We start from the raw sequence: 22,314 nt of genomic DNA, 5'->3' as shown, positions 1-22,314 counted from the left end.
TGCGGCTCGCTACGTCACCTCACATTCGATTCATCGATCGCAGGACCTGCTCTAGCATAATCCATCCCCTTTCTATCGGAAAGGGTTACGCATCAAGCATGACCCCCCGAAATGTCCCTGATTACGGCGTCGATCTTATCCCTGGAGATCCTCGACTAGCTTTGAAAGAGGACCTGCTGTCCAAAGATTGGCAGGACGCAATAGCTGGTGACATACGTGGAATGAGGACATCCTACCTTTTTACCGAATTCCTGCTTCGCTGCCACGAATATGACTTCGTACTATTTGACATGGGCCCATCACTTGGCTCCATCAATAGGGCCGTATTGCTGTCATGCGATTTTTTCCTAAGCCCTATGTCAATCGACATTTTTAGCTTAAAGGCAATTGAAAATATCTCTGCAGCGGTATTGGAATGGAATAAGCGTCTATCTCACGGAATATCACAGCTCGACAAAACATTAAAAGACGACCTTCCCTCGACTCGTAAATTCGATATTAAATTCGCGGGATATGTTGCTCAACAGTATATACAGAAAACCACCCAAGGAGAGCAACGAGCCGTAGCCTCATACGAAAAGATTATGAAAAGGATTCCGAAGACTATCCAAACTTTCTTTGTTGATAAGTTCAAATTTCCCACATCTCCTAAGATAGATTATGAGATCGGAACTATTCCGAATTTGTATAGCTTAATTCCGATGTCGCAGACGGCTCATAAGCCTATCTTTTCATTGAAAGCGAAGGATGGGGTAAGGGGAGCGCATTTCAACAAAGTAAGAGAAGCAGAAACTATCTTTCAAGATTTGACAAAGCAGCTTTTATCGAACTTGAAGGCACTCTCTTAGAATGATTAAGTGGCCAACCTCTCTGGTACAATCGATTGCAAGACGCCGCGCAGTTATTCTTATTGGCTCTGGCGTATCTGCAAATGCCGTCACGGATGCGGGCGCTCATCCGCCGACGTGGGGGGCCTTCCTGGATGAGGCGCACGGAAAATTAGGCAAAAAACTCAAACACATCACAACCGCATTGAAGCGGTATAACTATCTTGAAGCCTGTGAATACCTCAAGCAGGCTCACGGAGCAGGCTGGGGCGATTTAATAAGGGGAAGTTTTCTAACACCAAACTATAAACCCGCAGACATACATAGAGCTATATTTGACCTTGACTGCAGAATTGTCGCATCCCTAAATTTCGATAAAGTCTATGAGAGCTATGCGATGCTTGCTAGCGAAGGAACTATTATAATAAAAAATTATTACGATGACGATGTGCGCCAAGTTGTAGCGGGGGCTGACCGTTATATAATGAAACCACATGGCTCAGTAGACACCCTATCAAAGATGATCTTCACTCTCGAAGATTATGGCCGAGCCCGCACCATCTATTCTACATTTTATGAGATATTCACTTCTCTTCTACATACGCATACTTTCTTATGTATAGGCTGCGGTCTCTCTGACCCCGATATGCAGTTAATATTTGAAGATTATCGATACAAACTATCAGAATCCCCGCATTTTATAACCTTGCCTACCCCAGTATCAGACGCCGAGTGCTCGCTTATCCAAAAGACAAGGGGATTGAACGTTTTGACGTACTCTCCGAGAGACAACCATAAAGAGCTTACGGAATCTCTCGTGACCCTTGGTGCTCAGGTGGCAATGAAAAGAGATGAGATTGCCGACCTGCGCAGTTGGTAGCTGACGGACAGTTCTATAAACTGGCATCTGTTGTAAGAAGAGGGTTGCTTCAGACGTATATGTACGAAGGTTGGGCAGTGCGATCGGCTTCGTGAGCAGGCAAAGGCGGCCTAAGCCGCCTGCCCCACCTTCGCATAGGGATCAAACCGCCCATAAAACGTCTCGCCCTTGGCAGCCATGTCCTTCAGCAGCGGCGTCGGCTTAAAGTGATCTCCGTAAGCCGCTGCTAACTTCTCCGCCAAGTCCACGAAAGCCTTTGCGCCCATCCCGTCGATATAGCTCAGCGCGCCGCCAGTGTAGGGGGCGAAGCCGAAGCCGAGGATCGAGCCGACGTCGGCTTCGCGCGGGTCGGTGACAATGCCTTCCTCGACGGTGCGGGCGGCTTCCAGCGCGATGGTGACGAGGAAGCGCTGCTTGAGGACGGCGATGTCGACGTCATCTGCCTTCTTCTGCGGATAGAAATTCTTGAGATCGGGCCAGAGCGACTTCTTCGCCGGTTTCGGCGGATAGTCGTAAAAGCCCTTGGAATTCTTGCGGCCGAAGCGGCCCTCCTTTTCCACCATGCGGGAGATCAGCTCCATATGCCTGGGGTCGATGGCCTTCTCGCCGAGATCGGCGGCCGTGGCCTTGAGGATCTTCAGCGAGAGGTCGATCGCCACCTCGTCATTCAAAGCCAACGGTCCCACAGGCATGCCCGCCATCTTGGCGGCATTTTCGATCATCACAGGTGGCACGCCCTCGATCAGCATGTCGTAACTCTCCGACATATAGCGCAGCACGCAGCGATTGACGAAGAAGCCGCGGGTGTCGTTGACGACGATCGGCGTCTTCTTGATCGCTGCGACATAATCGAGCGCGACGGCCAGCGCCTTGTCGCCGGTCTCCTTGCCGAGGATGACCTCGGTCAGCATCATTTTCTCCACGGGCGAGAAGAAATGGATGCCGATGAAATCGGCCGGGCGCCTGGAGTTCTTCGCCAGGCCCGTGATCGGCAGGGTCGAAGTGTTGGAGGCGAAGATCGCCCCTTCCGGCAGTACGGCTTCCACAGCCTCGATCACCGATTTCTTCACCTCGCGATCCTCGAACACCGCCTCGATGACGAGACCGGCGGCGGCGAGGTCGGCATAATCGGCGGAGGGCGTGATGCGGGAAAGCAGCGCTGCCGCCTCGTCCTGCGTAAACCTTCCCTTACCGACCGAATCCTTGACGAGACCTTCGCAGACGGCCTTGCCCTTGGTGGCAGCTTCCATATCACGGTCAATCAGCGTCACCGGAATGCCGGCGGCCGCCGTGACATAGGCGATCGAGGCGCCCATGAAGCCGGCGCCGACGACGCCGACATGTTTCAGTTCCGTCTTGGGAATGCCGGCCGGGCGGCGGGCGCCCTTGCCAAGTTCCTGCATCGAGATGAACAGCGAGCGGATCATCGAGAAGGCTTCACGGGTCTGCAGCACCTCGGTGAAATAACGCTGCTCGATCTTCAGGCCGGTATCGAAGGGCACCTGCAGGCCTTCATAGACGCATTTCAGGATGGCGAGCGCGGCCGGGTAATTGCCGGAGGTTTCACGGCGCAGGATCGCGGGTGCGGCCGGCCAGAGCTGGGCGGAGGCCGGCGTCCAGATGCCGCCGCCCGGCAGCTTGAAGCCCTTCTCGTCCCAGGGGGCGACCGGCTTCAGGCCATCTTTGATCATCTGCTTGGCGGTCGGGATCAGCTGATCCGGCTCGACCACCTGATGCACGAGGTTCATCGCCTTGGCGCGGGAGCCGCTCAGCGACTGACCTGTCGTCATCATCTGCAGCGCATCCTGGGCATTAGCCAGCCGCGGCACGCGCTGGGTGCCGCCGGCGCCGGGGAAGATGCCGACCTTGACCTCGGGCAGCGCGATCTTGACGCTCTTGGCATTGGAGGCGACGCGGCCGTGGCAGGCGAGCGACAGTTCGAAAGCGCCGCCCATGCAGGTACCGTTGATCGCCGACACCCAGGGTTTGCCTGAGGTTTCAAGCTTGCGGAACAGGCCGGACATGCGGCCGACCAGGCCGAAGAGCGTCTGCACCGCCTTTTCCGGGCTCTTTGCCTTCTCCTCCTGATAGGAGCTGAACATCGACTTGATCATCGAGAGGTCGGCGCCACCGGAGAAGGAGGATTTGCCCGAGGTGAAGACGACACCCTTGACGGCTGCGTCAGCGGTCGTGGCGTCGATGATGGCGTTGAGTTCTTCCATCACTTCTGATGTGAAGACGTTCATCGATTTGCCGGGCATGTCCCAGGTGACAAGAGCGATGCCGTCGGCGTCGGTTTCGAGCGTGAAATTGGTGTAGGTCATTGGGTTTCCTCCCCGATCAGGCCGGCAAATGGCTGCGCTGCGCGTCGACTGTCTTCGTCTTTTCGGTGACGACGTCGCCGGTATGCTTGGTCTGCGACGGCTCGAAAAGCACGATCCAGCATTCCTCCTCCGCCACCGGATTATGCTCGACGCCCTTCGGCACGACATGAAAATCGCCAGCGTTCAGGTGCACATGCGGGCGGTCGCGATATTCGATGGTCAGCGCGCCCTTCCAGATGAGAAAAAGCTCGTCCTCGTCGCGGTGGGAATGCCAGGCGAGCTGGCCCCGCACCTTGGCGAGCTTGACGCTCTGGCCGTTGAGATCGGCGATGACGCGGGGCGACCAATGCTCGGTAACCTCGGCATATTCGGTTTCGATCGTGCCGGTGTTGAAGCTCATCGTCAGACCCTTTCGATAACCGTCGCGGTGCCCATGCCGGCGCCGATGCAGAGCGTCACCAGCGCGGTGTTGAGGTCGCGCCGTTCGAGCTCGTCGAGCACCGTGCCGAGGATCATCGCGCCGGTGGCGCCGAGCGGATGGCCCATGGCGATGGCTCCGCCGTTGACGTTGATCCTGTCGTGGTCGATGTCGAAGGCCTGCATGTAGCGCAGCACCACGGCGGCGAAGGCCTCATTCAGCTCGAAGAGGTCGATATCGGCAAGGCGCATGCCGGTCCGCTTCAACAGCTTCTCGGTGACATCGACAGGCCCGGTCAGCATCAGGGCCGGATCGGAGCCGATATTGGCGAAGGCCTTGATGCGAGCGCGCGGCTTCAGCCCCATGCTCTCGCCGCCGGCCTTCGAGCCGAGCAGGACGACGCCGGCGCCATCGACGATGCCGGAGGAATTGCCGGCATGGTGGACATAGTTGATGCGCTCGATTTCGGGATGCGCCTGGATACCGACGGCTTCGAAGCCGCCCATCTCGCCGGGCATCTGGAAGGAGGGATTGAGGGAGGCGAGCGCCTGCATGTCGGTGCCGGGGCGCATATGCTCGTCCTTATCCAGGATCGTCAGGCCGTTCTGGTCCTTGACCGGGATGACCGACTTGTCGAACCAGCCCTGCGCCCAGGCATGTCCGGCGCGCTTCTGGCTCTCGACGGCGTAGGCGTCGACATCGGTTCTGGTGAAGCCGTATTTGGTGGCGATGAGATCGGCCGAGACGCCCTGCGGCATGAAATAGGCCGGGAAATTCACCGAAGGGTCCATGAACCAGGCGCCGCCGGACATGCCGAGACCAACGCGGGACATGCTTTCCACCCCGCCCGCGATGACGATGTCGTCAGCCCCTTGCGCGATCTTGCCGGCGCCGAAATTGACGGCGTCGAGGCCGGAGGCGCAGAAGCGGGAAATCTGCATGCCCGGCGCCCGGGTGGAGTAACCGGCTTCGAAGGCGGCGGCCTTGGGGATGACGGCGCCGGCATCCATGACCGGATCGACGCAGCCCATGATAATGTCGTCGACGGTTTTGGTGTCGAGCCCGTTGCGGTCGCGGATCGCTTCCAGCGTCTTGGCGGCCAGGCGGACGGAAGGCACCTCATGCAGGGCGCCGTCCTTCTTGCCGCGGCCGCGCGGCGTGCGGACGTGATCGTAAATGAAAACCTCGGTCATTGTCTCGTCTCCCTGGCGGCAATCTATCTTGCCTCGAATCTTGGAAAGAGGAGAGAAGACCCCTCCCCAACCCTCCCCACAAGGGGGAGGGAGTCCGTTAGCTCAAAACGCTTCGGCGGCCAGTTCCATCATCGTGTCGGCGCCGGCTTCGATGCGGGCCTTGCGAAGGGCGGTTTCCGGCATGATGCGCTCCATGAAGAAACGGGCGGTCACCAGCTTGTTCCTCAGGAAATCCTCGCGGCTTCCATCGCCTGAAGCAAGGCCGTCCTCGGCGGCTTTCGCCATCTTTGCCCACATATAGCCGAGAACGACAAGGCCGAAGAGGTGCATGTAATCGGTCGAGCCGGCGCCGGCATTGTCGGGCTTGGCCATGGCGTTCTGCATGAACCACATGGTCGCGGCCTGGACGTCGTTCAAGCCCTTCTTCAGGTGCTTGGTGAAGAAGGAGAGCTTTTCGTCGCCGCGGTTCTCCTCGCAGAAATCGCCGATCTCCTTGAAGAGGGCCATGGCGGCGCGGCCGCCGTTCAAGGCGAGCTTGCGACCGACGAGATCGAGCGCCTGAATGCCGTTGGCACCTTCATAGATCATGGCGATGCGGGCATCGCGCACGTACTGGCTCATGCCGTGTTCTTCGATGTAGCCGTGGCCGCCGAAGACCTGCTGGGCCATGACGGCGTGATCGAAGCCCTTGTCGGTCATCACGCCCTTGAGGATCGGGGTGACGAGGCCGAGAATATCGTCGGCCGTCTGGCGCTCCTTGTCGTCGGTGGCGCGGTGGGCGATATCGGATTTGAGCGCAGTCCAGAGCAGGAAGGCACGGCCGGCCTCGTTGAAGGCGCGGATGGTCATCAGGGTGCGGCGAATATCCGGATGGACGATGATCGGATCGGCCTTCTTGTCCGGCGCCTTGGGGCCGGAGAGCGAGCGGCCCTGGATACGGTCGCGGGCGTAGGCGGCGGCGTTCTGATAGGCGATCTCGGAAATGGCGATGCCCTGCAGGCCGACCATCAGGCGGGCCTCGTTCATCATTACGAACATGGCGTTGAGGCCGCGGTTTTCGGCGCCGATCAGGAAACCGGTCGCCTCGTCGTAATTCATGACGCAGGTGGCGTTGGCGTGGATGCCCATCTTGTGCTCGATCGCGCCGCAGGTGACCGCATTGCGAGCGCCGAGCGCGCCGTCCGTGTCGACCAGGAATTTCGGAACGATGAAGAGCGAGATGCCCTTGGTGCCCTCGGGCGCGCCCTCGATGCGGGCAAGCACCAGATGGACGATATTGTCGGCGAGATCATGCTCGCCGGCGGAGATGAAGATCTTCTGGCCGGAGATCTTATAGCTGCCGTCGGCCTGCGGCACCGCCTTGGTGCGCAGCATGCCGAGATCGGTGCCGCAATGGGGCTCGGTGAGGTTCATGGTGCCGGTCCAGGCGCCGTCGACCATCTTCGGCAGATAGGTGCTCTTCTGCTCGGCCGAGCCGTGGACGAGGATCGCGGCGATCGCACCCTGCGTCAGGCCGGGATACATCATCAGCGACATATTGGCGGCGGACGTGTATTCGCCGACGGCGGTATGCAGCGTATAGGGAAGTCCCTGCCCGCCGAATTCCTCCGGCACCGCAAGGCCGATCCAGCCGCCATCGCGATAGGCCTTGTAAGCATCCTTGAAGCCCGTCGGCGTCGAGACGCTGGCATCGTCGTGGCGCCTGCAGCCTTCCTGATCGCCGGAATAATTCACGGGAAAGAGAACTTCTTCGGCGACCTTTCCAGCCTCGCCGAGGATCGCCTCGATCATGTCTGGCGTCGCATCGGCAAAACCCGGCAGGTTGTTATAGCGCTCGAGGCCCAGCACGTCGTTCAGGACGAAGAGCGTATCGTTCACCGGGGCCTTGTAGACTGACATCTCTCAAATTCCTCCCATTCGACTGCCGGGTCGCGCCGGCCTTGGGAAACCGTCTTACAAAATATTGACGTTTGCGTAAACGTCAAAATCGACAGCTTTGCCGCCTTTCGCGAAAAAAATTGCGAGTGCCAATCTGCGGCTGCCGAAGGGGCTGACAGGACGTCATCTCCCCTTCCTTGTCCATCGTGGGACAGCGTATAAGCAGAAGTGTCTTTCAATCCGCAATTCAGGATGGCTTGAGATGATCAGTTTCGAGGCGATAAGGCAGCGTGCGGAGCAGCGGAAGGGCGGTGCGGCGGCGCTGCTGGCAATGCTCGACAAGCATCGGCCGGATCACGAGGCGCTGCGCGCCATGCCCGATGACCGCATCCTCGCCGATATGACTCGGCGTATCTTCTACAGCGGCTTCGTCCAGAAGGTGATCGATGCGAAGTGGCCGGGTTTCGAAGCGGCGTTTTCCGGTTTCGATCCGGCCATGCTCAATATCGCGCCTGACGATTATTGGCATGAGCTGACCTCGGACGAACGGATCATCCGCAACGGCGCGAAGATCATGTCGGTGCGCGCCAATGCCGGTTTCATCCGGGAACTGGCGAGGGAACACGGCAGCGCCGGCGCCTTTTTCGCCGATTGGCCGCGTGAGGACCAGATCGGCCTTCTCGACCTGCTGAGCAAACGCGGCAGCCGGCTCGGGGGCATGACCGGGCAATATTTCCTGCGCGGCATCGGCCGCGACAGCTTCGTCGCCACGATGGATGTGCTCGCCTGCCTGCGATCGGCGGGCGTGCCGCTGTCTGCCTCCGGCACGGCGAAGAAGGACCAGCCGCTGATCCAGCAGGCCTTCAACGATTGGGCCGAGGAGACCGGCCTTTCCTTCATTCACCTCTCGCGCATCAGTGCCTACTCGATCGATGCGGGAGAGCCGCACGGAAATTCGCGCGGGCAGTAGCGCAGGCCGCTCGGACTTCCTACGTCTTCCGAACGATTCATCGAGGAGGATATCATGACCGACTTTCCCTATGAGAGCGCTCTCATCGTCGGCGCGGGCTCCGGCATCAGCGCGTCGCTCGCCCGGCAATTGTCGGCGCTCGGCGTCAAGGTCGGGCTTGCCGCTCGCAATATCGAAAAGCTCCAGACGCTGATCGGGGAGACCGGCGCCAGCGCCTTTGCCGCTGACGTCTCGCAACCCGCAAGCGTCGCGGCGCTGTTCGAAGCGGCCAACGCCGCGATCGGCGGGCCTGACGTGGTGATCTTCAACGCCGGCGCCCGGGTCCGCGGGCCGCTCGCCGAACTCGACCCAGCCGATGTCGAAAAGGCGATGGCGACCACGGCCTTCGGCGGTTTTCTGGTAGCGCAACAGGCGGCGCGGCGGATGATCCCGCGCGGCCACGGCGCCATCCTGTTCACCGGCGCTTCGGCCAGCGTGAAGGGCTATGCGCAATCGGCCCCATTCGCGATGGGCAAGTTTGCGCTGCGCGGCCTTGCCCAGAGTGCGGCCCGTGAACTCGGGCCGATCGGCATCCATGTCGCGCATTTCGTCATCGACGGCGCGGTGCGTTCGCAGATGCGGCCGGACCGGGCGGAGAAGCCGGATGGCACGCTCTCGCCGGAGGCGATCGCCCAGACCTATATCGACGTGCTTCGGCAGCACCGCAGCGCGTGGTCGCTGGAGGTCGAAGTCCGGCCCTGGACGGAGAATTTCTGAGCTGCCGTCTGCGTCGAAGAGGCCGCTTTTGCGGCGGCGGCGAACAGACTATGTTTCGTGGAAAGAGCTTGCTGGGAGGAACCCGATGCCGCGCCTGGACCACGTCACGATCGAAACACGCGATGCGCCTCGCATGATCGGCTTCTTCAAGACCGTGCTCGGCGTCGAGGAAGGCTATCGGCCGCCCTTCCCTTCGCCCGGCCACTGGCTCTATCTGGACGACCGCCCGGTCATCCATCTCAGCCTGACATCGCGCGGCAGCGATTTCCCGCCCGGCATCTTCAACCACGTCGCCTTCAGCCTTTACGAATTCGCCCCGGCACTGGAGCGCATCAAGGCGAGCGCCTATCGCTACGAATATTACGATATCCCCGACACCGATCTCGGCCAGGTCTTCGTTTACGGCCCCGAAGGCGTGAAGATCGAACTGCAGTATAAGCGGCCGGACTGAACGCACCGGCGTTCGTTGATCCGATGAATTGGCCGGCAATTGCCGGCAAAAACGGCGTTTGCAACACAAACGTTAAAAAATTCCCATCGATATTAACGGCTTGTTTACCACGTTTCGTGAAAGGTGCGGATTGAGCAGTAGCAATCCGCATTCCTTTTCCCAGTCTCGCGTTTCTCAAGGGTGCCCCGCTACATCGTTCAGCTTGAGGAAAGTCTAATTGACTAACTTCTGATGAAGGATGCTCCGGTCGGCGTGAAGACGCTGGCCACAGACGGAAAAGCCACGGATCGAGCTCTGACGAGAGGTCGAGCAGTCGAAGCGAGCAAGAAGATGAACGGATCGCGATCAAATCCTTCCCGGCAGTCCGACAGGACCTCGCTCGATGCGCTGAACCGCACGATCGAAGGGCTGGAGGCGCGCATCGAAGGGCTGATGGGCAGCGGGCGCGAACAGCGGCCGCGCACGGCACCCGCCGAGCGCGATCCCTATGCCGGCTCCAATGCTCCGCGCCCGGCAAGGGCGCCGCTCGAACAGCGGCCGGATCCGCTCGCCGAAATCCGCCAACGCCAGCGTGCCCTCGAAGCCGGCCGCGAGCGGCCCTACACACGCGAGCCGGCCCCGCAATTGCGCGACCCCGCACCGCGCGCCGCGGCACCGCAGCCGGCAGCAGCCTTCCGCGCCGGCGACGACACGATGACGGAGATCGCCCAGGCGCTCGTCAACCTGCGGCAGGACCTGAAGCGCGACATTTCCGAAGGCGTCACCCGCGAGATGAACGCGCTGCGCGCCGAACTGCGCGAGATCAAGACCAATGCCGGAGACGGCCGTTTCGCCGACGATATGCGCGCCGATATGGGCCGCCTTGCCCAGAGCATTACCCAGCTGACCGGCCGGGCCGCCGGACCTGAAGCTGCAGGCCTGCGCGAGGATTTCGAGGAGCTGCGCTCGCTGATGGACGGGCTGGCGCGCGAGGATTCGCTGCGCCATATGGAAAACCGCTGGGACGGCTTCGAAAGCCGGCTTGCCGCACTCGATACCGAGGGGCTGCAGGAAGAGCTGGTTTCGCTCGCCTACCGGCTCGACGACATCAAGCGGCATATCGGCGGCATGGGCGAGAGCCCGGCGGTCAGGGCGCTTGAGGACAAGCTCATTGCCATCGCCACGGCGATGGAGCAGTTCGGCAACATGATCCAGCCGCACGACCGGGTGATGTCGGAACAGTTCGCCGCCATGGACATGCGGCTCGACGAGATCAGCCGGGCAATCGCCGCCAGCGGACGCGCGGCCGCCACCAACGATCCGGCGCTGATGCAGCGGCTGGAAGGCCGGCTTTCGGCGCTGGCCGATCAGATCGACCTGATGAGCCACGATGCGGCCAACCGCGTGAACCCTGATGACGAGCTGGCGATGCGGCTGGAGGCGCTGACATCTCGCGTCGAGGAGCTGACGAAGGCGGAAGCGACGTCGCGGCTCGACGAACGGCTGGAACATCTGTCCTATCTGCTGGAGCACACGCAGAAGGCTGCGCCGCAGCCCGACCTCACCGGACCGCTTTCCGACATTTCCCGCAAGATCGATGCGCTCGAGAACGGCGCCGTCAACGACGTGCTGGCGCAACGGCTCGACCATCTCGCCCGGCGCATCGACGAGATGGCCTATCAGCAGCCGGCGCCTGTCGCGGCAGTCGACGACGGCGCCTTCCGGCGTCTCGAAGGCCGGCTGAGCGACATCGCCGCCCGGCTGGAAGAGAGCACGGCGGCGGCACCGACCGATCCGCACGCGCTGAAAAACCTCGAAGACCAGATCGCCAATCTTTCGGCACTGATGAGCGAGCCGCGCGAAAGCGCTGCGATCCCCGCCGATCTCGACCGGCGCATGGGCGCGATCGAAGATTATATGGCGACCAGCGACGAATATATCATCGAGGCCGCCCGCCAGGCGGCTGAGGCCGTCGTCGAGGCCTATTCGCGCAACGGCGCCGCGCAGGGCGGCGTGCCCGCTGCCGACATGTCGGCGCTGACGGCGCTGGCCGAGGATCTGCGTCACCTTGAGGATATCAGCCGCGACAGCGAAGAACGCACCCACAAGACCTTCAAGGCGCTGCACGAGACGCTGGTGCATATCGCCGACCGCCTCGACGGCATGGAAGAGCGCGGCGGGCGGATGAGTGCCCAGATGCCGGTGGCCGAGGTCGATTTCGATGTCGACCCCTATGCGCTGATGGTGGCCGAGGCCGAGATGAACAGCGCGCCGGCCGCCGCCATGACAGCGAAGGGCTCTCCTGTCATCCGCACCGCCGAGGTCGCCGCCGAACCTGCCGCCCCGGCGCAAGCCACCGCCATGAGCGGAACGAGCGCGATCGCCATCGAAGCCGCGACCAGGACGCCGGAGGCTGCCGCTCCAATACAGGCACTGGCGCAGGCGCCGGTAAAGGCCGGCCTGCTCGCCAGTCTCGGCAAGCGGCTGCGGCCCGGCAAGAAGGCCGAGAACCGGGCAGCCGAACGCCCGATGATCGACCCCGCGCCGTCGATCGACCCCACCGATGTGGTGCCGACGGATGCATCAAACGAACTGCTCGAGCCGGGCTCGGGCGCACCCGACGTCAAGAAGATCCTCGAGCGCGTCCGCGCCAGCCAGAGCGCGGCACGCGGCAAACCTGCCGCCGAAACCGATCGCGCCGATTATATCGCCGCCGCCCGCCGTGCGGCGCAGGCGGCCGCGATGGAGGTGGACGCCAATCCGAAGCAGGGCGGGAAGGCCGAGAAGAAGGCTGCCGACAAGGCCGGCAAGATTTCCGATAAGACGGATAAGACAGGCAAGACCAGCGCCTTTTCGCGCTACCGGCGGCCGATTCTGCTGGCGGTCGGCGCCGTGCTGCTCGCGATCATGGCTTTTCCGCTCGCCCGGACGCTGACGAGCGGCGAGCGCGCGCCGCAGCCGCCGGCCGAAGTTTCGGCCCTGACCGGCGCGACTGAGAACCCGCAGCCGGCCTTGCCTGAAGCGACATCCGCCCAGCCGGACAGCAATGCGGCAGAAACGGCCGCTCCCGCAGCGGCGGCGACGCCACCCGCCGGCGAACAGGCGCAGCCTGAGGCAGCCCCGCCGGTTGCCGGCGATCATCTGACCGACGCGACGCCGCTCGACGGCGAGGGGGCTGCGACGCTTACCCCCGGCGCACCGCAGGAGACATCGGGCTTCGTTGCCAATACGCCGGCGGCAAGCGCGCCGCAGGCCACCATCACCATTCCCGACACCATCCAGCCGAAATCGCTTGCCGATGCGGCACAGGGCGGCGATGCGCTGGCGCTGTTCGAGATCGGTGCGCGCTATTCGGACGGCCGCAACGGCATTACCGTCGATCAGAAGCAGGCCGCAGGCTGGTACCAGCTTTCGGCCGATAAGGGCTTTGCGCCGGCACAATACCGGCTCGGCAGCATGTACGAGAAGGGCAACGGCGTCGAACGCGACATCGCCAAGGCCAAGGGCTTCTACGAGCAGGCGGCAAACCAAGGCAATGCCAGCGCCATGCACAATCTCGCCGTGCTCTACGCCTCCGGCGCGCTCGGCCAGCAGGATTATGCGACGGCCGCCTCGTGGTTCACCAAGGCCGCGAACCTCGGCATCACCGACAGCCAGTTCAACCTGGCGATCCTCTGCGCGAGGGGCAACGGCGTTCCGGCCGATCTCGAAGAATCCTACAAATGGTTTGCGATCGCCGCCAAGGCCGGCGACAAGGATGCGGCGCAGAAGCGCGACGAAGTGGCCAATGCCATGAAGCCCGACCAGCTCGAACGCGCCCGCGCCAAGGCCGATCTCTGGAAGCCGGAGCCGCTCGACCACCGCACCAATGCCATCGACATTCCCGACGAATGGGCGGGAACCGGCCTGAAGACGGCAAGCGTCGACATGAAGAAGGCGATCCGCAACATCCAGGCGATCCTCAACAATAACGGCTTCGACGCCGGAACGCCGGATGGCGAAATGGGCGCGAAGACGGTGACCGCGATCAAGACCTTCCAGAAGTCGATCGGCCAGGAGCCGGACGGCAAAGTGACCGACGCGACCGTCAAGGCGCTGCTCGAACGCAACAAGCAGACAGCCAAGGCGATCTGAGGGGCGCTGCGGCGTCTGGTTTCCCTATTCTTCTCTCGGTATCCGAAGGACGGGTCGGTGCCCTTTTGGCGGATGGGCTTTATCCGCGTTGGCAGAAAGTTGGGTGAAACGGCTACTACAATCTCCCTCATTCCTGTGCTCGTCACAGGAATCCAGTGCGCCCAAGTCCTTGGGCGCGAAAGACTTTTCCCGTGATATGATTCATTCACGGCGCGGACGCGCCGTGGCTGGATTCCTGTGACGAGCACAGGAATGAGGGAAGAGAGTGTGGGACCGGCGCCGTCTCCCGCACGCGGGGAGAAGGGATATGCCGTGACCTCTCCCTCCCTCACTGGCATCTCGCGAGGCACGCCCCTTGCCCCCGGGGGCAACCGTCGCGTACGAACCCCAAGATTCGGGCGGACTTTGTCCGCGATCCGAGCCTGGCGGCACTATGCCGCAAGGCTTTCTCCACTTTTTGCTCCCACCCGTCATGCAATCTGAAAAAAGCCGGATTATGCGGGACATATCCATCCGCGCATCCGGCGAATCTTCTGCCATCGATCTCCATCGCCAATCGGGGCCGATCGAAAGCCTCTGGCAACGATTTCACAGTATGGTGCGCATTCGAACGGGGACGTGACAAAAACCGCCCGGCAGGAGCGGTCATCATTCGGGGTCGGCTGTGACAATCTATCTGCCCATCGCAGAATTGTCGGTGAACATTTTCATCATTCTCGGCATGGGAGCGGCCGTCGGATTCCTGTCTGGAATGTTCGGCGTCGGCGGCGGTTTTCTGATCACGCCGCTGCTGATCTTCTACAATATTCCCCCGGTCGTTGCCGTCGCCACCGGCGCCAACCAGGTCGTGGCGTCGTCGATCTCGGGGGCGATCACCCATTTCCGGCGCGGCACGCTCGACGTCAAGCTCGGCACGGTGCTGTTGATCGGCGGCCTCACCGGCGCCACGGTCGGCATCTGGATCTTCTCGCTGCTGCGCGCCATCGGCCAGCTCGATCTGATCATTTCGCTGATGTATGTCATCTTCCTCGGCACGGTCGGCGGGCTGATGCTGCTCGAGAGCATCAATGCCATGCGGCGGGCGGCACGCAACGAGCCGCCGGCACCGCGCAAGCCCGGCCACCAGCACTGGGTGCACAGACTGCCGCTGAAGGTGCGCTTCAAGAAATCGAAGATCTTTCTCAGCGTCATTCCGATCGTCGCGCTCGGTTTTGCAATCGGCATCCTCACCTCGATCATGGGTGTCGGCGGCGGCTTCATCATGGTGCCGGCGATGATCTACCTCTTACGCATCCCGACCAATGTCGTCGTCGGCACCTCGCTGTTCCAGATCATCTTCGTCACCGCCTATACGACGATCGTCCAGGCGGCGACGAACTTTTCCGTCGATATCGTGCTCGCCTTCATCCTGATGGTGGCGGGCGTCATCGGCGCGCAATACGGCGTGCGCGTCGGCCAGAAGCTGCGCGGCGAACAGCTGCGCGCCCTGCTCGGCCTGCTGGTGCTCGCCGTCGGCCTGCGTCTGGCGATCGCCCTGGTGGTGACGCCGGCCGACGTCTATTCGGTGGTGATGGGGGCCGGCAACTGATGCGCCTGCTTGTCGCCGTCATGACATTGCTTTGCCTGCTGCCGGCTGTTGCCGGGGCGCAATGGCTGCCGGGGCAGTCAGCCGAAGCGGTCCGTGAAGGGCTGGAGATCGGCACCTCGACCAGCGAAATCGCCATCACCTCGGATTTCCACGGCGCCGATCTGACCATCTTCGGGGCGCTGTCGAATACCGACCAGCTGCTGCTGGCCATCGGCCAGTATGACGTGGTCGTGGTGCTGGAGGGCCCGCGCCAGGATGCGACCGTGCGCAAGAAGGAGCGCGTCTTCGGCATCTGGGTGAATACCCGCTCGATGACCTTCGAATCCGTGCCGCACTCCTATTCGATGTCGAGTTCGCGGATGATCGACGACCTGACGACACCGCTCGAACTGACCGACCAGGGGATCGGCATCGATCACATTCCGCTGACGCCGGTCGGCTTCGTCGGCGACGGCAGCAATCTCGGCGAATTCCGCGATGCCTTCCGGCGGCTGCAGCAGGGCGGCGGCTTCTACGACCGCAACCCGAGCGGCGTGCGCTTCGTTTCCTCCAACCTTTTCAAGGCGAGCCTGCGCCTGCCGGCAAACATTCCGAACGGCGTCCATACCGTGCGCGCCTATCTCTTCAAGAGCGGCAATCTGGTGACCGAGGAATCGCTGCCGCTGCGCGTCATTAAAACCGGCATCGAACAGATGATCACCGACGCCGCCCATGGTCAGCCGATCCTCTATGGCTGCGCGTCCGTGCTGCTCGCCCTCATCACCGGCTGGGGCGCCAGCCTGATCTTCCGCAAGGATTGATCGGTTAGCCCTGCCTTTCCAGAAAACTTCGTATTCGACTAAAAACCGGTCCTTAACATTTACGAGTTAGTAATCTCTCGGAAACGAGAGGTTTTGTCATGCGTACTCGTGTCATTCTGACCGCGGTGGGTCTCGCGCTGCTTGCCGGCTGCGCGACGGCGCCGAAGCAGACGCGGAATATCTGTGCCGTCTTCGATCAGCGCGACGGGCTCTTCTCCAGCTGGCAGAGTGCGGCCGAGCGGACGGAGAAGAAATACGGCGTGCCGGTGCCGATCCTGATGGCGACGATGTATACCGAATCCGGCTTCCAGCCGTATGCGCGGCCGCCGCGCACCAAGCTGTTCGGCTTCATTCCCTGGACCCGGCCTTCGACCGCCTATGGCTATTCGCAGGCGCTCGACGGGACATGGGACCATTATCAGTCGCAGACGGGAAACTGGACGGCACGACGGGCGAACTTCGCCGACGCGATCGATTTCATCGGCTGGTACCACGCCCAGAACAGCGCCGAGACCGGCATTCCGCTGAACGATGCCTATAATCTCTATCTTGCCTATTATTCCGGTCCGACGGGATACAAACGCGGCGACTGGCGCTCGAACGGGCAATTGCAGCAGACCGCGCAGAAGTTCGCGCGGATGGCCGGGACGTATCAGCAGCAGTTGCAGGGGTGTGATTGATTTAAGGGTGTGGCAAGCAAGCCCCATCAGGGATAACAGGTCCTATCCCCGCAAATTCCCATACCGGACCGAATAAATCCGATCCCGCCCCAGCAGATGCGCCACCAGCGATGCCTTGTCGAACAGGCCTTTCATCGCCTGATGGCCGAGATCCAAGCCGCCGCTCATGACGCCGAAGGCCGGCATCAGCAGGCGGGCGCCGTCGGTGGCGAAACAGGGGCGGCGGATGGATCTGTCGCGGCGGCGCACCGTTGCCGACGGGTGCAGGTGGCCGGCGATTTCGCCGCTCTGCAGGCCGTTCCTCGGCTCGTGGCGGAAGGTCAGACCGGCATAGTGCATTTCGTCGACGGAGGCGCCGGGCAGATCGACGACGCCGTCGGGATCGTGATTGCCGTTGACCCAGATCCATTCGCGGCCGCGCGCCATGGCGACGATCAGCGCCCGAAAATTCTCCGGCAGGTATTTGGAGCCGATGCGGTCGTGGAAATTGTCGCCGAGCGAGACGACGAGCTTCGGATCGTAACGCGAGATGACAGCGGCCAGCACGGTCAGCGTCGCCAGCGTATCATAGGGCGGCAGCATCATGCCGCGGCGGGCGAAGGCGGCACCCTTTTCCAGATGCAGGTCGGAGACGACGAGCAGACCGGCATCCGGCAGATAGAGGGCGCCGAGCGGATCGCAGACGGCGGCAATGCCGTTCACCGATGTCTCGATGCCGGGGATCGCAGCCAATCCGGATATGTCGCGCGCCAGCGCCAGGCGGTTCATCACTATCGTCGATTCCAAAATCATCATCAGGCCAAAGCCTCGGCGATCAGATCGTCGGCGGCTTCGGCGAGCAGCGCGTCATGGGCCTCGCCCGGCACCGCCTCGCGTCCGATCTCCAGCATCACCGGCACGGCGAGCGGGGAGATATGGTCGAGCGGGCGATGGGTGATGTGGCCCCTGATTCGCTTCAGCATATCGCCAAGACGGCCAATATCCAAAAGTCCCGTCGCCGCATCCTGGCGCGTCGCCTGCAGCAGGATGTGATCCGGCTCGTGGCTGCGCAACACGTCATAGATCAGATCGGCCGAGACGGTGATCTGGCGGCCGCTCTTTTCCTTGCCGGGATGGCGGCGCTCGATCAAGCCTGCAATCACGGCGCAATTGCGGAAGGTGCGCTTCAGCAGGAAGGATTCGTCGAGCCAGGCTTCGAGATCGTCGCCGAGCATGTCTTCGTCGAAGAGATCGGAGAGGCTGAGCCGGCCATTGCCGATCATCAGCCCGATATCCTCGAGACCCCAGACGGCCAGCGAATAATCGGTGGCGACGAAGCCGAGCGGCTTGGCGCCCGCCCGCTCCAGCCGGCGCGTCAGCAGCATCCCGAGCGTCTGGTGGGCAAGACGGCCTTCGAAGGGATAGGCGACCATATAACCGCGGCTGCCGCGCGGAAAAGTTTCGATCAGGAACTCGTCGCGCTTCGGCAGCATCGACTTGTCGTTCTGCAAGGACAGCCAGTCGCGCACCTGATCCGGCAAATGGCGCCAGCGGTCGGGATCGGCGATCATCGCCCGCACCTGTTCGGCAAGATAGGTCGACAGCGGAAACTTGCCGCCATTGTAGGACGGGATTTTCGGATCGAGTGAAAAGGCCTGCGAGGCCAGGCATTCGTTTTCGCGGATGCCCTCGAAGCGCAGCACCTTGCCGGAGAAAACGAAGGTATCGCCCGGCGACAATTGCTCGAGGAAATATTCCTCGACCTTGCCCAGCGTCGCGCCGCCGCGGCCGATCCGGCCGCCCTCGCCGCGCTTGACCATGCGGATGTTCAGCATCGGGCTTTCGACGATGGTGCCGAGGTTGAGGCGATATTGCTGGGCGACGGCGGGATTGGAGACGCGCCAGCGGCCTTCCTTGGTCTTACGGATGCGGGCGTAACGCTCATAGGTGCGCAGCGCATAACCGCCGGTCGCGACGAAATCGACGATGCGCTCGAAGGTTTCCCAGCTGAGATCGGCATAGGGCGAGGCACTGGTGATCTCGTCATAAAGCTCCAGCATGTCGAAGGGTTCGGCGCAGGCCATGCCGAGCACGTGCTGGGCGAGCACGTCGAGCGCGCCGCGGCCGACCGGCGGGGTGTCCTGCGCGCCGAGATAATTGGCGTCGAGCGCCGCCTGGCATTCCATGACCTCGAAACGGTTGGCCGGCACGAGGATCGCCTTCGAAGGCTCGTCCATGCGGTGATTGGCGCGGCCGATGCGCTGGGCAAGGCGCGAGGCGCCCTTCGGCGCGCCGACATGGATGACCAGATCGACATCGCCCCAGTCGATGCCGAGATCGAGCGTCGAGGTGGCAACGACGGCGCGCAGCCGGTTTTCGGCCATCGCCGCCTCGACCTTGCGGCGCTGGGCGACATCGAGCGAACCGTGATGGAGGGCGATCGGCAGATTGTCGTCATTGATCGTCCAGAGTTCCCGGAACAGCATCTCGGCCTGGCTGCGGGTATTGACGAAGAGCAGCGTCGTCTGGTGTTCGAGAAGCTGGTTGTAGACGTCGGGAATGGCATATTTGGCGGAATGGCCGGCCCAGGGAATGCGCTCTTCGGTCGACAGGATCGAGATATCGGGCTTGGCGCCACCTTCGACGACGACGAGACCGGCATGGTGCTCCCGGCCCTCCTGCCCTATGCCCTCATGTTGCGCGACCAGCCATTTCTGCAGATCTATCGGCTCGGCGACGGTCGCCGACAGGCCGATGGTCTGGAGGTCCGGGGCAAGGCGGCGCAGACGGGCAAGGCCGAGCGACAGCATATGGCCGCGCTTGGAGGTGACGAGCGAATGCAGCTCGTCGAGCACGACATATTTCAGGTCCTTGAAGAACCGCTCGGCCTCACGGTTGGCCAGCAGCAGGGCGACCTGCTCGGGCGTCGTCAGCAGAATATCCGGCGGGTTGAGTTTTTGCCGCTGGCGCTTGGCGTTCGGCGTATCGCCGGTGCGGTTTTCGACGGTGACCGGCAGGCCCATCTCCGCGACCGGCTTCATCAGATTGCGCTCGATGTCGATCGCCAGCGCCTTCAGCGGCGAGACATAGAGCGTGTGGATGCCGGTGAAGGCGGAGCCCGGCGGAATCCTGCCCCGGCGGGTGAGATCGGTGAGCGACGGCAGAAAACCGGCCAGCGTCTTGCCGGCGCCTGTGGGCGCAATCAGCAGCGTGCTTTCGCCGGCCTCGGCACGGGCAAGCAGCTCCAGCTGATGGGCGCGCGGCCGCCAGCCCTTTTCCGCAAACCAGCGGGCAAAGGCGGCAGGCAGCAAAGCGCTGGTTTCGGAATCGATCTGGTCCACGCGCTGAAACTAGTGAAAGCTCAGAGAAAAAGAAGAGCCGCCATCCGCTTACGCGCATGATGCCGAAAAGTGTGAGCGGTTTTCGGGCGACATCATGCGCTGCCTCCTGATTTAGACTGCGATATAGCGGTCCTTGCGGTGGTTGATGGCGAGCGTGAGGTTGAACACGACGGCGCCGAGCACGGAGCAGGCGATGATCGAGGGGCTGGCGACCAGGAAGGAGAGCGCCAGGATGATGCAGTCGAAGCCGAGCTGGACGAGGCCGGCGCGCCAGCCGAGACGATCCTGGATATAGAGGGCGAGAATGCCGATGCCGCCGAGGCTGGCGCGGTGGCGGAAGAGCGCCAGCATGCCGGCACCGATGACGAGGCCGCCGAAGAGCGCGCCGGCGATCGGATTAACATGCCCGATGCCGATAAAGCCCGGCACGAATTCGGACAGGATCGAGGTCAGCGCGATGGCGGCGAAAGTCTTGATGGTGAAGGCCGGACCCATGCGGCGGAAGGCGAGATAGTAAAAGGGCAGGTTCACGGCAAAGAAGCAAAGGCCGAAGCTGAAGCCGGTCGCATAATGGGCGAGGAAGGCAAGGCCCGCCGTGCCGCCGGCAAGCAGTCCGGCGCCGGAGAGCAGCGAGACGCCGAGCACAGCGAGCATGCTGCCGGCGACGATGCCCTGGGCGTCGTCGAACAGCGAGTGGCGATCGGCGCTGGAATTCAGAAGGCCTGTAAAGGCATTGGCTGCCATGATGTTCCCCTGTCGTTTTCCCGTTTCTATCCGCCGTCGGGAGAAAGGCAAGCGGCAAGCCGCAGAGGCTGCTCTTGACAGCCGGCATAATCGTGGATATCTTTTATCCATGATTAGGAGATTGCCTCAATGAAGATGAGCGATGGCGTCGAACAGGCCATTCACAGCGTTGCGATGCTTTCCGGCCTCTCCGAAGGCGGCGTGCTTTCGGCCGCGGCGCTGGCGGAATTCCACGGTGTGTCGACGAGCTATCTGCTGAAACATCTGCAGGCGCTTTCCGGCGCCGGCATCCTCGATACCGTGCCGGGGCCGAAAGGCGGATATCGGCTGGCGAAGGCGGCGGAAGAGATTTCGCTGCTCGATATCCTGCTCGCGGTCGAAGGACCGGCGCCGGCATTCCGCTGCGCCGAAATCCGCCAGCGCGGGCCGAACCCGGTCTCCGATCGCTTCTTTGCCAAGCCCTGCAACATCAGCGCGGCGATGCTCCGGGCCGAACGGGTCTATCGGGCCGAACTCGCCAAAACCAGCATTGCCGATCTCGGCATCGAATTGACCGCCCTCGACGACGGATCGATCGCAGCCCGAGGCTGCGCCTTTCTTGAAATCCATGAACGCAAGACGGCTCGCTGAGCCACAACCAAGGAGAAGATCATGCAACCGCGTTTCAACTTCGCCAAAGCCGCCCCCGATGCCTACAAGGCGGTCGCCGCACTCGAGCAATATGTCCAGACCAGCGGGCTGGAGCGCCGCTTCATCCACCTGATCAAGCTGCGCGCCTCGCAGATCAACGGCTGCGCCTATTGCGTCGACATGCATGTGAAGGAAGCCCGCCACGACGGGCTCTCCGAGCAATGGATCAACCTGATGTGCGTCTGGCGAGAATCGCCTGTTTATGACGCCCGCGAACGCGCCCTGCTCGGCTGGGTCGACGCCGTCACCAACATCGCCAAGTCAGGCGCGCCGGACGCCGATTACGAGACGCTGAAGGCGCATTTCTCCGAAGAGGAGATGACGAAGATCACCGTGGCGATCGGCGCCATCAATGTCTGGAACCGGCTGGCGGTCGGCTTCCGCTCGCAGCATCCGATCGATGCGGCAGTCAAGGCGGCTTGAGGCCAATGCGATAGAGGTCACCGGGGGTGGTCGCGGCATATCCTCTTCTCGCCTCAGTCCCAAGGAGCGGGTGAGACCGGTGGCTCAACCAGGTAAGCGTGAGGCCACACGGCACCGCGTAGAACCAGGAAATGTAACGTGTCATCTGCATCGACGGCGAGTTTGGCAAAACAGACCCCCAATCTCCGTCATCCCAGGCCTTGAGCCACGAGTGTCCGGTTTAAATTTTGTCACCATTGGAGGCTCATCTGGCCGGGAT

Annotated in this window: 18 protein-coding genes; 11 read left to right on the top strand and 7 right to left on the bottom strand. The window is 62.2% G+C overall.

What is annotated here, in order from left to right:
- Together AF337_RS12335 and AF337_RS12330 are read left to right on the top strand one after the other, a co-directional pair.
- Nucleotides 1-848, top strand: an 848-nt coding sequence (locus AF337_RS12335) for a ParA family protein (protein WP_152971024.1), incomplete at its 5' end; no start/stop codon positions are given.
- Nucleotide 849: 1 nt separating this feature from the next.
- Nucleotides 850-1,707 (top strand): SIR2 family NAD-dependent protein deacylase, encoded by an 858-nt coding sequence (locus AF337_RS12330; protein ID WP_049732344.1) that lies wholly within the window; start codon nt 850-852, stop codon nt 1,705-1,707.
- A 110-nt stretch (nt 1,708-1,817) separates the two neighbouring features.
- On the opposite strand, the gene AF337_RS12325 is transcribed toward AF337_RS12330, so the two are convergent.
- The 4 genes from AF337_RS12325 to AF337_RS12310 all read right to left on the bottom strand — a co-directional run bounded on the left by AF337_RS12325 (nt 1,818) and on the right by AF337_RS12310 (nt 7,541).
- Nucleotides 1,818-4,031: a 3-hydroxyacyl-CoA dehydrogenase NAD-binding domain-containing protein gene (locus AF337_RS12325; RefSeq protein WP_049732343.1), complete on the bottom strand. Its 2,214-nt coding sequence runs from the start codon at nt 4,029-4,031 to the stop codon at nt 1,818-1,820.
- A gap of 16 nt (nt 4,032-4,047) precedes the next feature.
- Nucleotides 4,048-4,431 carry a cupin domain-containing protein gene (locus AF337_RS12320; RefSeq protein ID WP_049732342.1) on the bottom strand — a complete coding sequence of 128 codons (384 nt, stop codon included), beginning with the start codon at nt 4,429-4,431 and terminating at the stop codon, nt 4,048-4,050.
- 2 nt (nt 4,432-4,433) lie between these two features.
- Nucleotides 4,434-5,642 (bottom strand): acetyl-CoA C-acetyltransferase, encoded by a 1,209-nt coding sequence (locus AF337_RS12315; protein WP_049732341.1) that lies wholly within the window; start codon nt 5,640-5,642, stop codon nt 4,434-4,436.
- Between the two features lie 102 nt (nt 5,643-5,744).
- Complete coding sequence (locus tag AF337_RS12310) at nt 5,745-7,541, bottom strand: acyl-CoA dehydrogenase C-terminal domain-containing protein (protein WP_049732340.1); 1,797 nt, start codon at nt 7,539-7,541, stop codon at nt 5,745-5,747.
- A gap of 241 nt (nt 7,542-7,782) precedes the next feature.
- On the opposite strand from AF337_RS12310, the gene AF337_RS12305 reads away from it, so the two are divergent.
- From AF337_RS12305 to AF337_RS12275, 7 genes are all read left to right on the top strand, one after another.
- Nucleotides 7,783-8,490, top strand: coding sequence for a DNA-3-methyladenine glycosylase I (locus AF337_RS12305; RefSeq protein WP_049732339.1), 708 nt, complete (start codon nt 7,783-7,785; stop codon nt 8,488-8,490).
- A gap of 54 nt (nt 8,491-8,544) precedes the next feature.
- On the top strand, nt 8,545-9,246 hold the full coding sequence (locus tag AF337_RS12300; RefSeq protein ID WP_049732338.1) for an SDR family NAD(P)-dependent oxidoreductase: 702 nt from the start codon (nt 8,545-8,547) through the stop codon (nt 9,244-9,246).
- Between the two features lie 85 nt (nt 9,247-9,331).
- Nucleotides 9,332-9,697, top strand: a complete 366-nt coding sequence (locus AF337_RS12295; RefSeq protein WP_049732337.1) for a VOC family protein — start codon at nt 9,332-9,334, stop codon at nt 9,695-9,697.
- A 330-nt stretch (nt 9,698-10,027) separates the two neighbouring features.
- Nucleotides 10,028-13,810: a peptidoglycan-binding protein gene (locus tag AF337_RS12290; protein ID WP_049732347.1), complete on the top strand. Its 3,783-nt coding sequence runs from the start codon at nt 10,028-10,030 to the stop codon at nt 13,808-13,810.
- A 664-nt stretch (nt 13,811-14,474) separates the two neighbouring features.
- A complete protein-coding gene (locus AF337_RS12285; RefSeq protein WP_049732336.1) occupies nt 14,475-15,398 on the top strand; it encodes a sulfite exporter TauE/SafE family protein in 924 nt (307 codons plus the stop codon).
- The gene (locus AF337_RS12280; RefSeq protein ID WP_049732335.1) at nt 15,398-16,198 is read left to right on the top strand and encodes a TIGR02186 family protein; all 801 of its coding nucleotides are present in this window, start codon (nt 15,398-15,400) and stop codon (nt 16,196-16,198) included. Before AF337_RS12285 ends, AF337_RS12280 begins: the two co-directional genes overlap by 1 nt.
- 98 nt (nt 16,199-16,296) lie before the next feature.
- A complete protein-coding gene (locus AF337_RS12275) occupies nt 16,297-16,878 on the top strand; it encodes a transglycosylase SLT domain-containing protein (protein ID WP_049732334.1) in 582 nt (193 codons plus the stop codon).
- A 42-nt stretch (nt 16,879-16,920) separates the two neighbouring features.
- Here the strand turns inward: AF337_RS12275 and pdeM are convergent, their stop codons facing one another.
- The 3 genes from pdeM to AF337_RS12260 all read right to left on the bottom strand — a co-directional run bounded on the left by pdeM (nt 16,921) and on the right by AF337_RS12260 (nt 20,942).
- Entirely contained in the window at nt 16,921-17,646 is a 726-nt protein-coding gene (gene pdeM / locus AF337_RS12270; RefSeq protein WP_049732346.1) for a ligase-associated DNA damage response endonuclease PdeM, read from the bottom strand.
- A 26-nt stretch (nt 17,647-17,672) separates the two neighbouring features.
- On the bottom strand, nt 17,673-20,198 hold the full coding sequence (locus AF337_RS12265) for a ligase-associated DNA damage response DEXH box helicase (RefSeq protein ID WP_049732333.1): 2,526 nt from the start codon (nt 20,196-20,198) through the stop codon (nt 17,673-17,675).
- 111 nt (nt 20,199-20,309) lie between these two features.
- Nucleotides 20,310-20,942 carry a YitT family protein gene (locus AF337_RS12260; protein ID WP_049732332.1) on the bottom strand — a complete coding sequence of 211 codons (633 nt, stop codon included), beginning with the start codon at nt 20,940-20,942 and terminating at the stop codon, nt 20,310-20,312.
- A 129-nt stretch (nt 20,943-21,071) separates the two neighbouring features.
- On the opposite strand from AF337_RS12260, the gene AF337_RS12255 reads away from it, so the two are divergent.
- Both AF337_RS12255 and AF337_RS12250 read left to right on the top strand, forming a co-directional pair.
- A complete protein-coding gene (locus AF337_RS12255) occupies nt 21,072-21,572 on the top strand; it encodes an RrF2 family transcriptional regulator (RefSeq protein WP_049732331.1) in 501 nt (166 codons plus the stop codon).
- A 21-nt stretch (nt 21,573-21,593) separates the two neighbouring features.
- On the top strand, nt 21,594-22,055 hold the full coding sequence (locus AF337_RS12250; RefSeq protein ID WP_049732330.1) for a carboxymuconolactone decarboxylase family protein: 462 nt from the start codon (nt 21,594-21,596) through the stop codon (nt 22,053-22,055).
- Nucleotides 22,056-22,314: the final 259 nt, after the last annotated feature.

Source organism: Rhizobium ecuadorense, from assembly GCF_001187535.1.
Classification (GTDB): Bacteria; Pseudomonadota; Alphaproteobacteria; order Rhizobiales; family Rhizobiaceae; genus Rhizobium; species Rhizobium ecuadorense.
This window is presented reverse-complemented; position numbering and strand designations above follow the sequence as displayed.

Coding starts and splice junctions, on each gene's coding strand:
- AF337_RS12330 (WP_049732344.1), top strand. CDS start 850: ATGATTAAGTGGCCAACCTCTCTGGTACAATCGATTGCAAGACGCCGC.
- AF337_RS12325 (WP_049732343.1), bottom strand. CDS start 4,031: ATGACCTACACCAATTTCACGCTCGAAACCGACGCCGACGGCATCGCT.
- AF337_RS12320 (WP_049732342.1), bottom strand. CDS start 4,431: ATGAGCTTCAACACCGGCACGATCGAAACCGAATATGCCGAGGTTACC.
- AF337_RS12315 (WP_049732341.1), bottom strand. CDS start 5,642: ATGACCGAGGTTTTCATTTACGATCACGTCCGCACGCCGCGCGGCCGC.
- AF337_RS12310 (WP_049732340.1), bottom strand. CDS start 7,541: ATGTCAGTCTACAAGGCCCCGGTGAACGATACGCTCTTCGTCCTGAAC.
- AF337_RS12305 (WP_049732339.1), top strand. CDS start 7,783: ATGATCAGTTTCGAGGCGATAAGGCAGCGTGCGGAGCAGCGGAAGGGC.
- AF337_RS12300 (WP_049732338.1), top strand. CDS start 8,545: ATGACCGACTTTCCCTATGAGAGCGCTCTCATCGTCGGCGCGGGCTCC.
- AF337_RS12295 (WP_049732337.1), top strand. CDS start 9,332: ATGCCGCGCCTGGACCACGTCACGATCGAAACACGCGATGCGCCTCGC.
- AF337_RS12290 (WP_049732347.1), top strand. CDS start 10,028: ATGAACGGATCGCGATCAAATCCTTCCCGGCAGTCCGACAGGACCTCG.
- AF337_RS12280 (WP_049732335.1), top strand. CDS start 15,398: ATGCGCCTGCTTGTCGCCGTCATGACATTGCTTTGCCTGCTGCCGGCT.
- AF337_RS12275 (WP_049732334.1), top strand. CDS start 16,297: ATGCGTACTCGTGTCATTCTGACCGCGGTGGGTCTCGCGCTGCTTGCC.
- pdeM (WP_049732346.1), bottom strand. CDS start 17,646: ATGAACCGCCTGGCGCTGGCGCGCGACATATCCGGATTGGCTGCGATC.
- AF337_RS12260 (WP_049732332.1), bottom strand. CDS start 20,942: ATGGCAGCCAATGCCTTTACAGGCCTTCTGAATTCCAGCGCCGATCGC.
- AF337_RS12255 (WP_049732331.1), top strand. CDS start 21,072: ATGAAGATGAGCGATGGCGTCGAACAGGCCATTCACAGCGTTGCGATG.
- AF337_RS12250 (WP_049732330.1), top strand. CDS start 21,594: ATGCAACCGCGTTTCAACTTCGCCAAAGCCGCCCCCGATGCCTACAAG.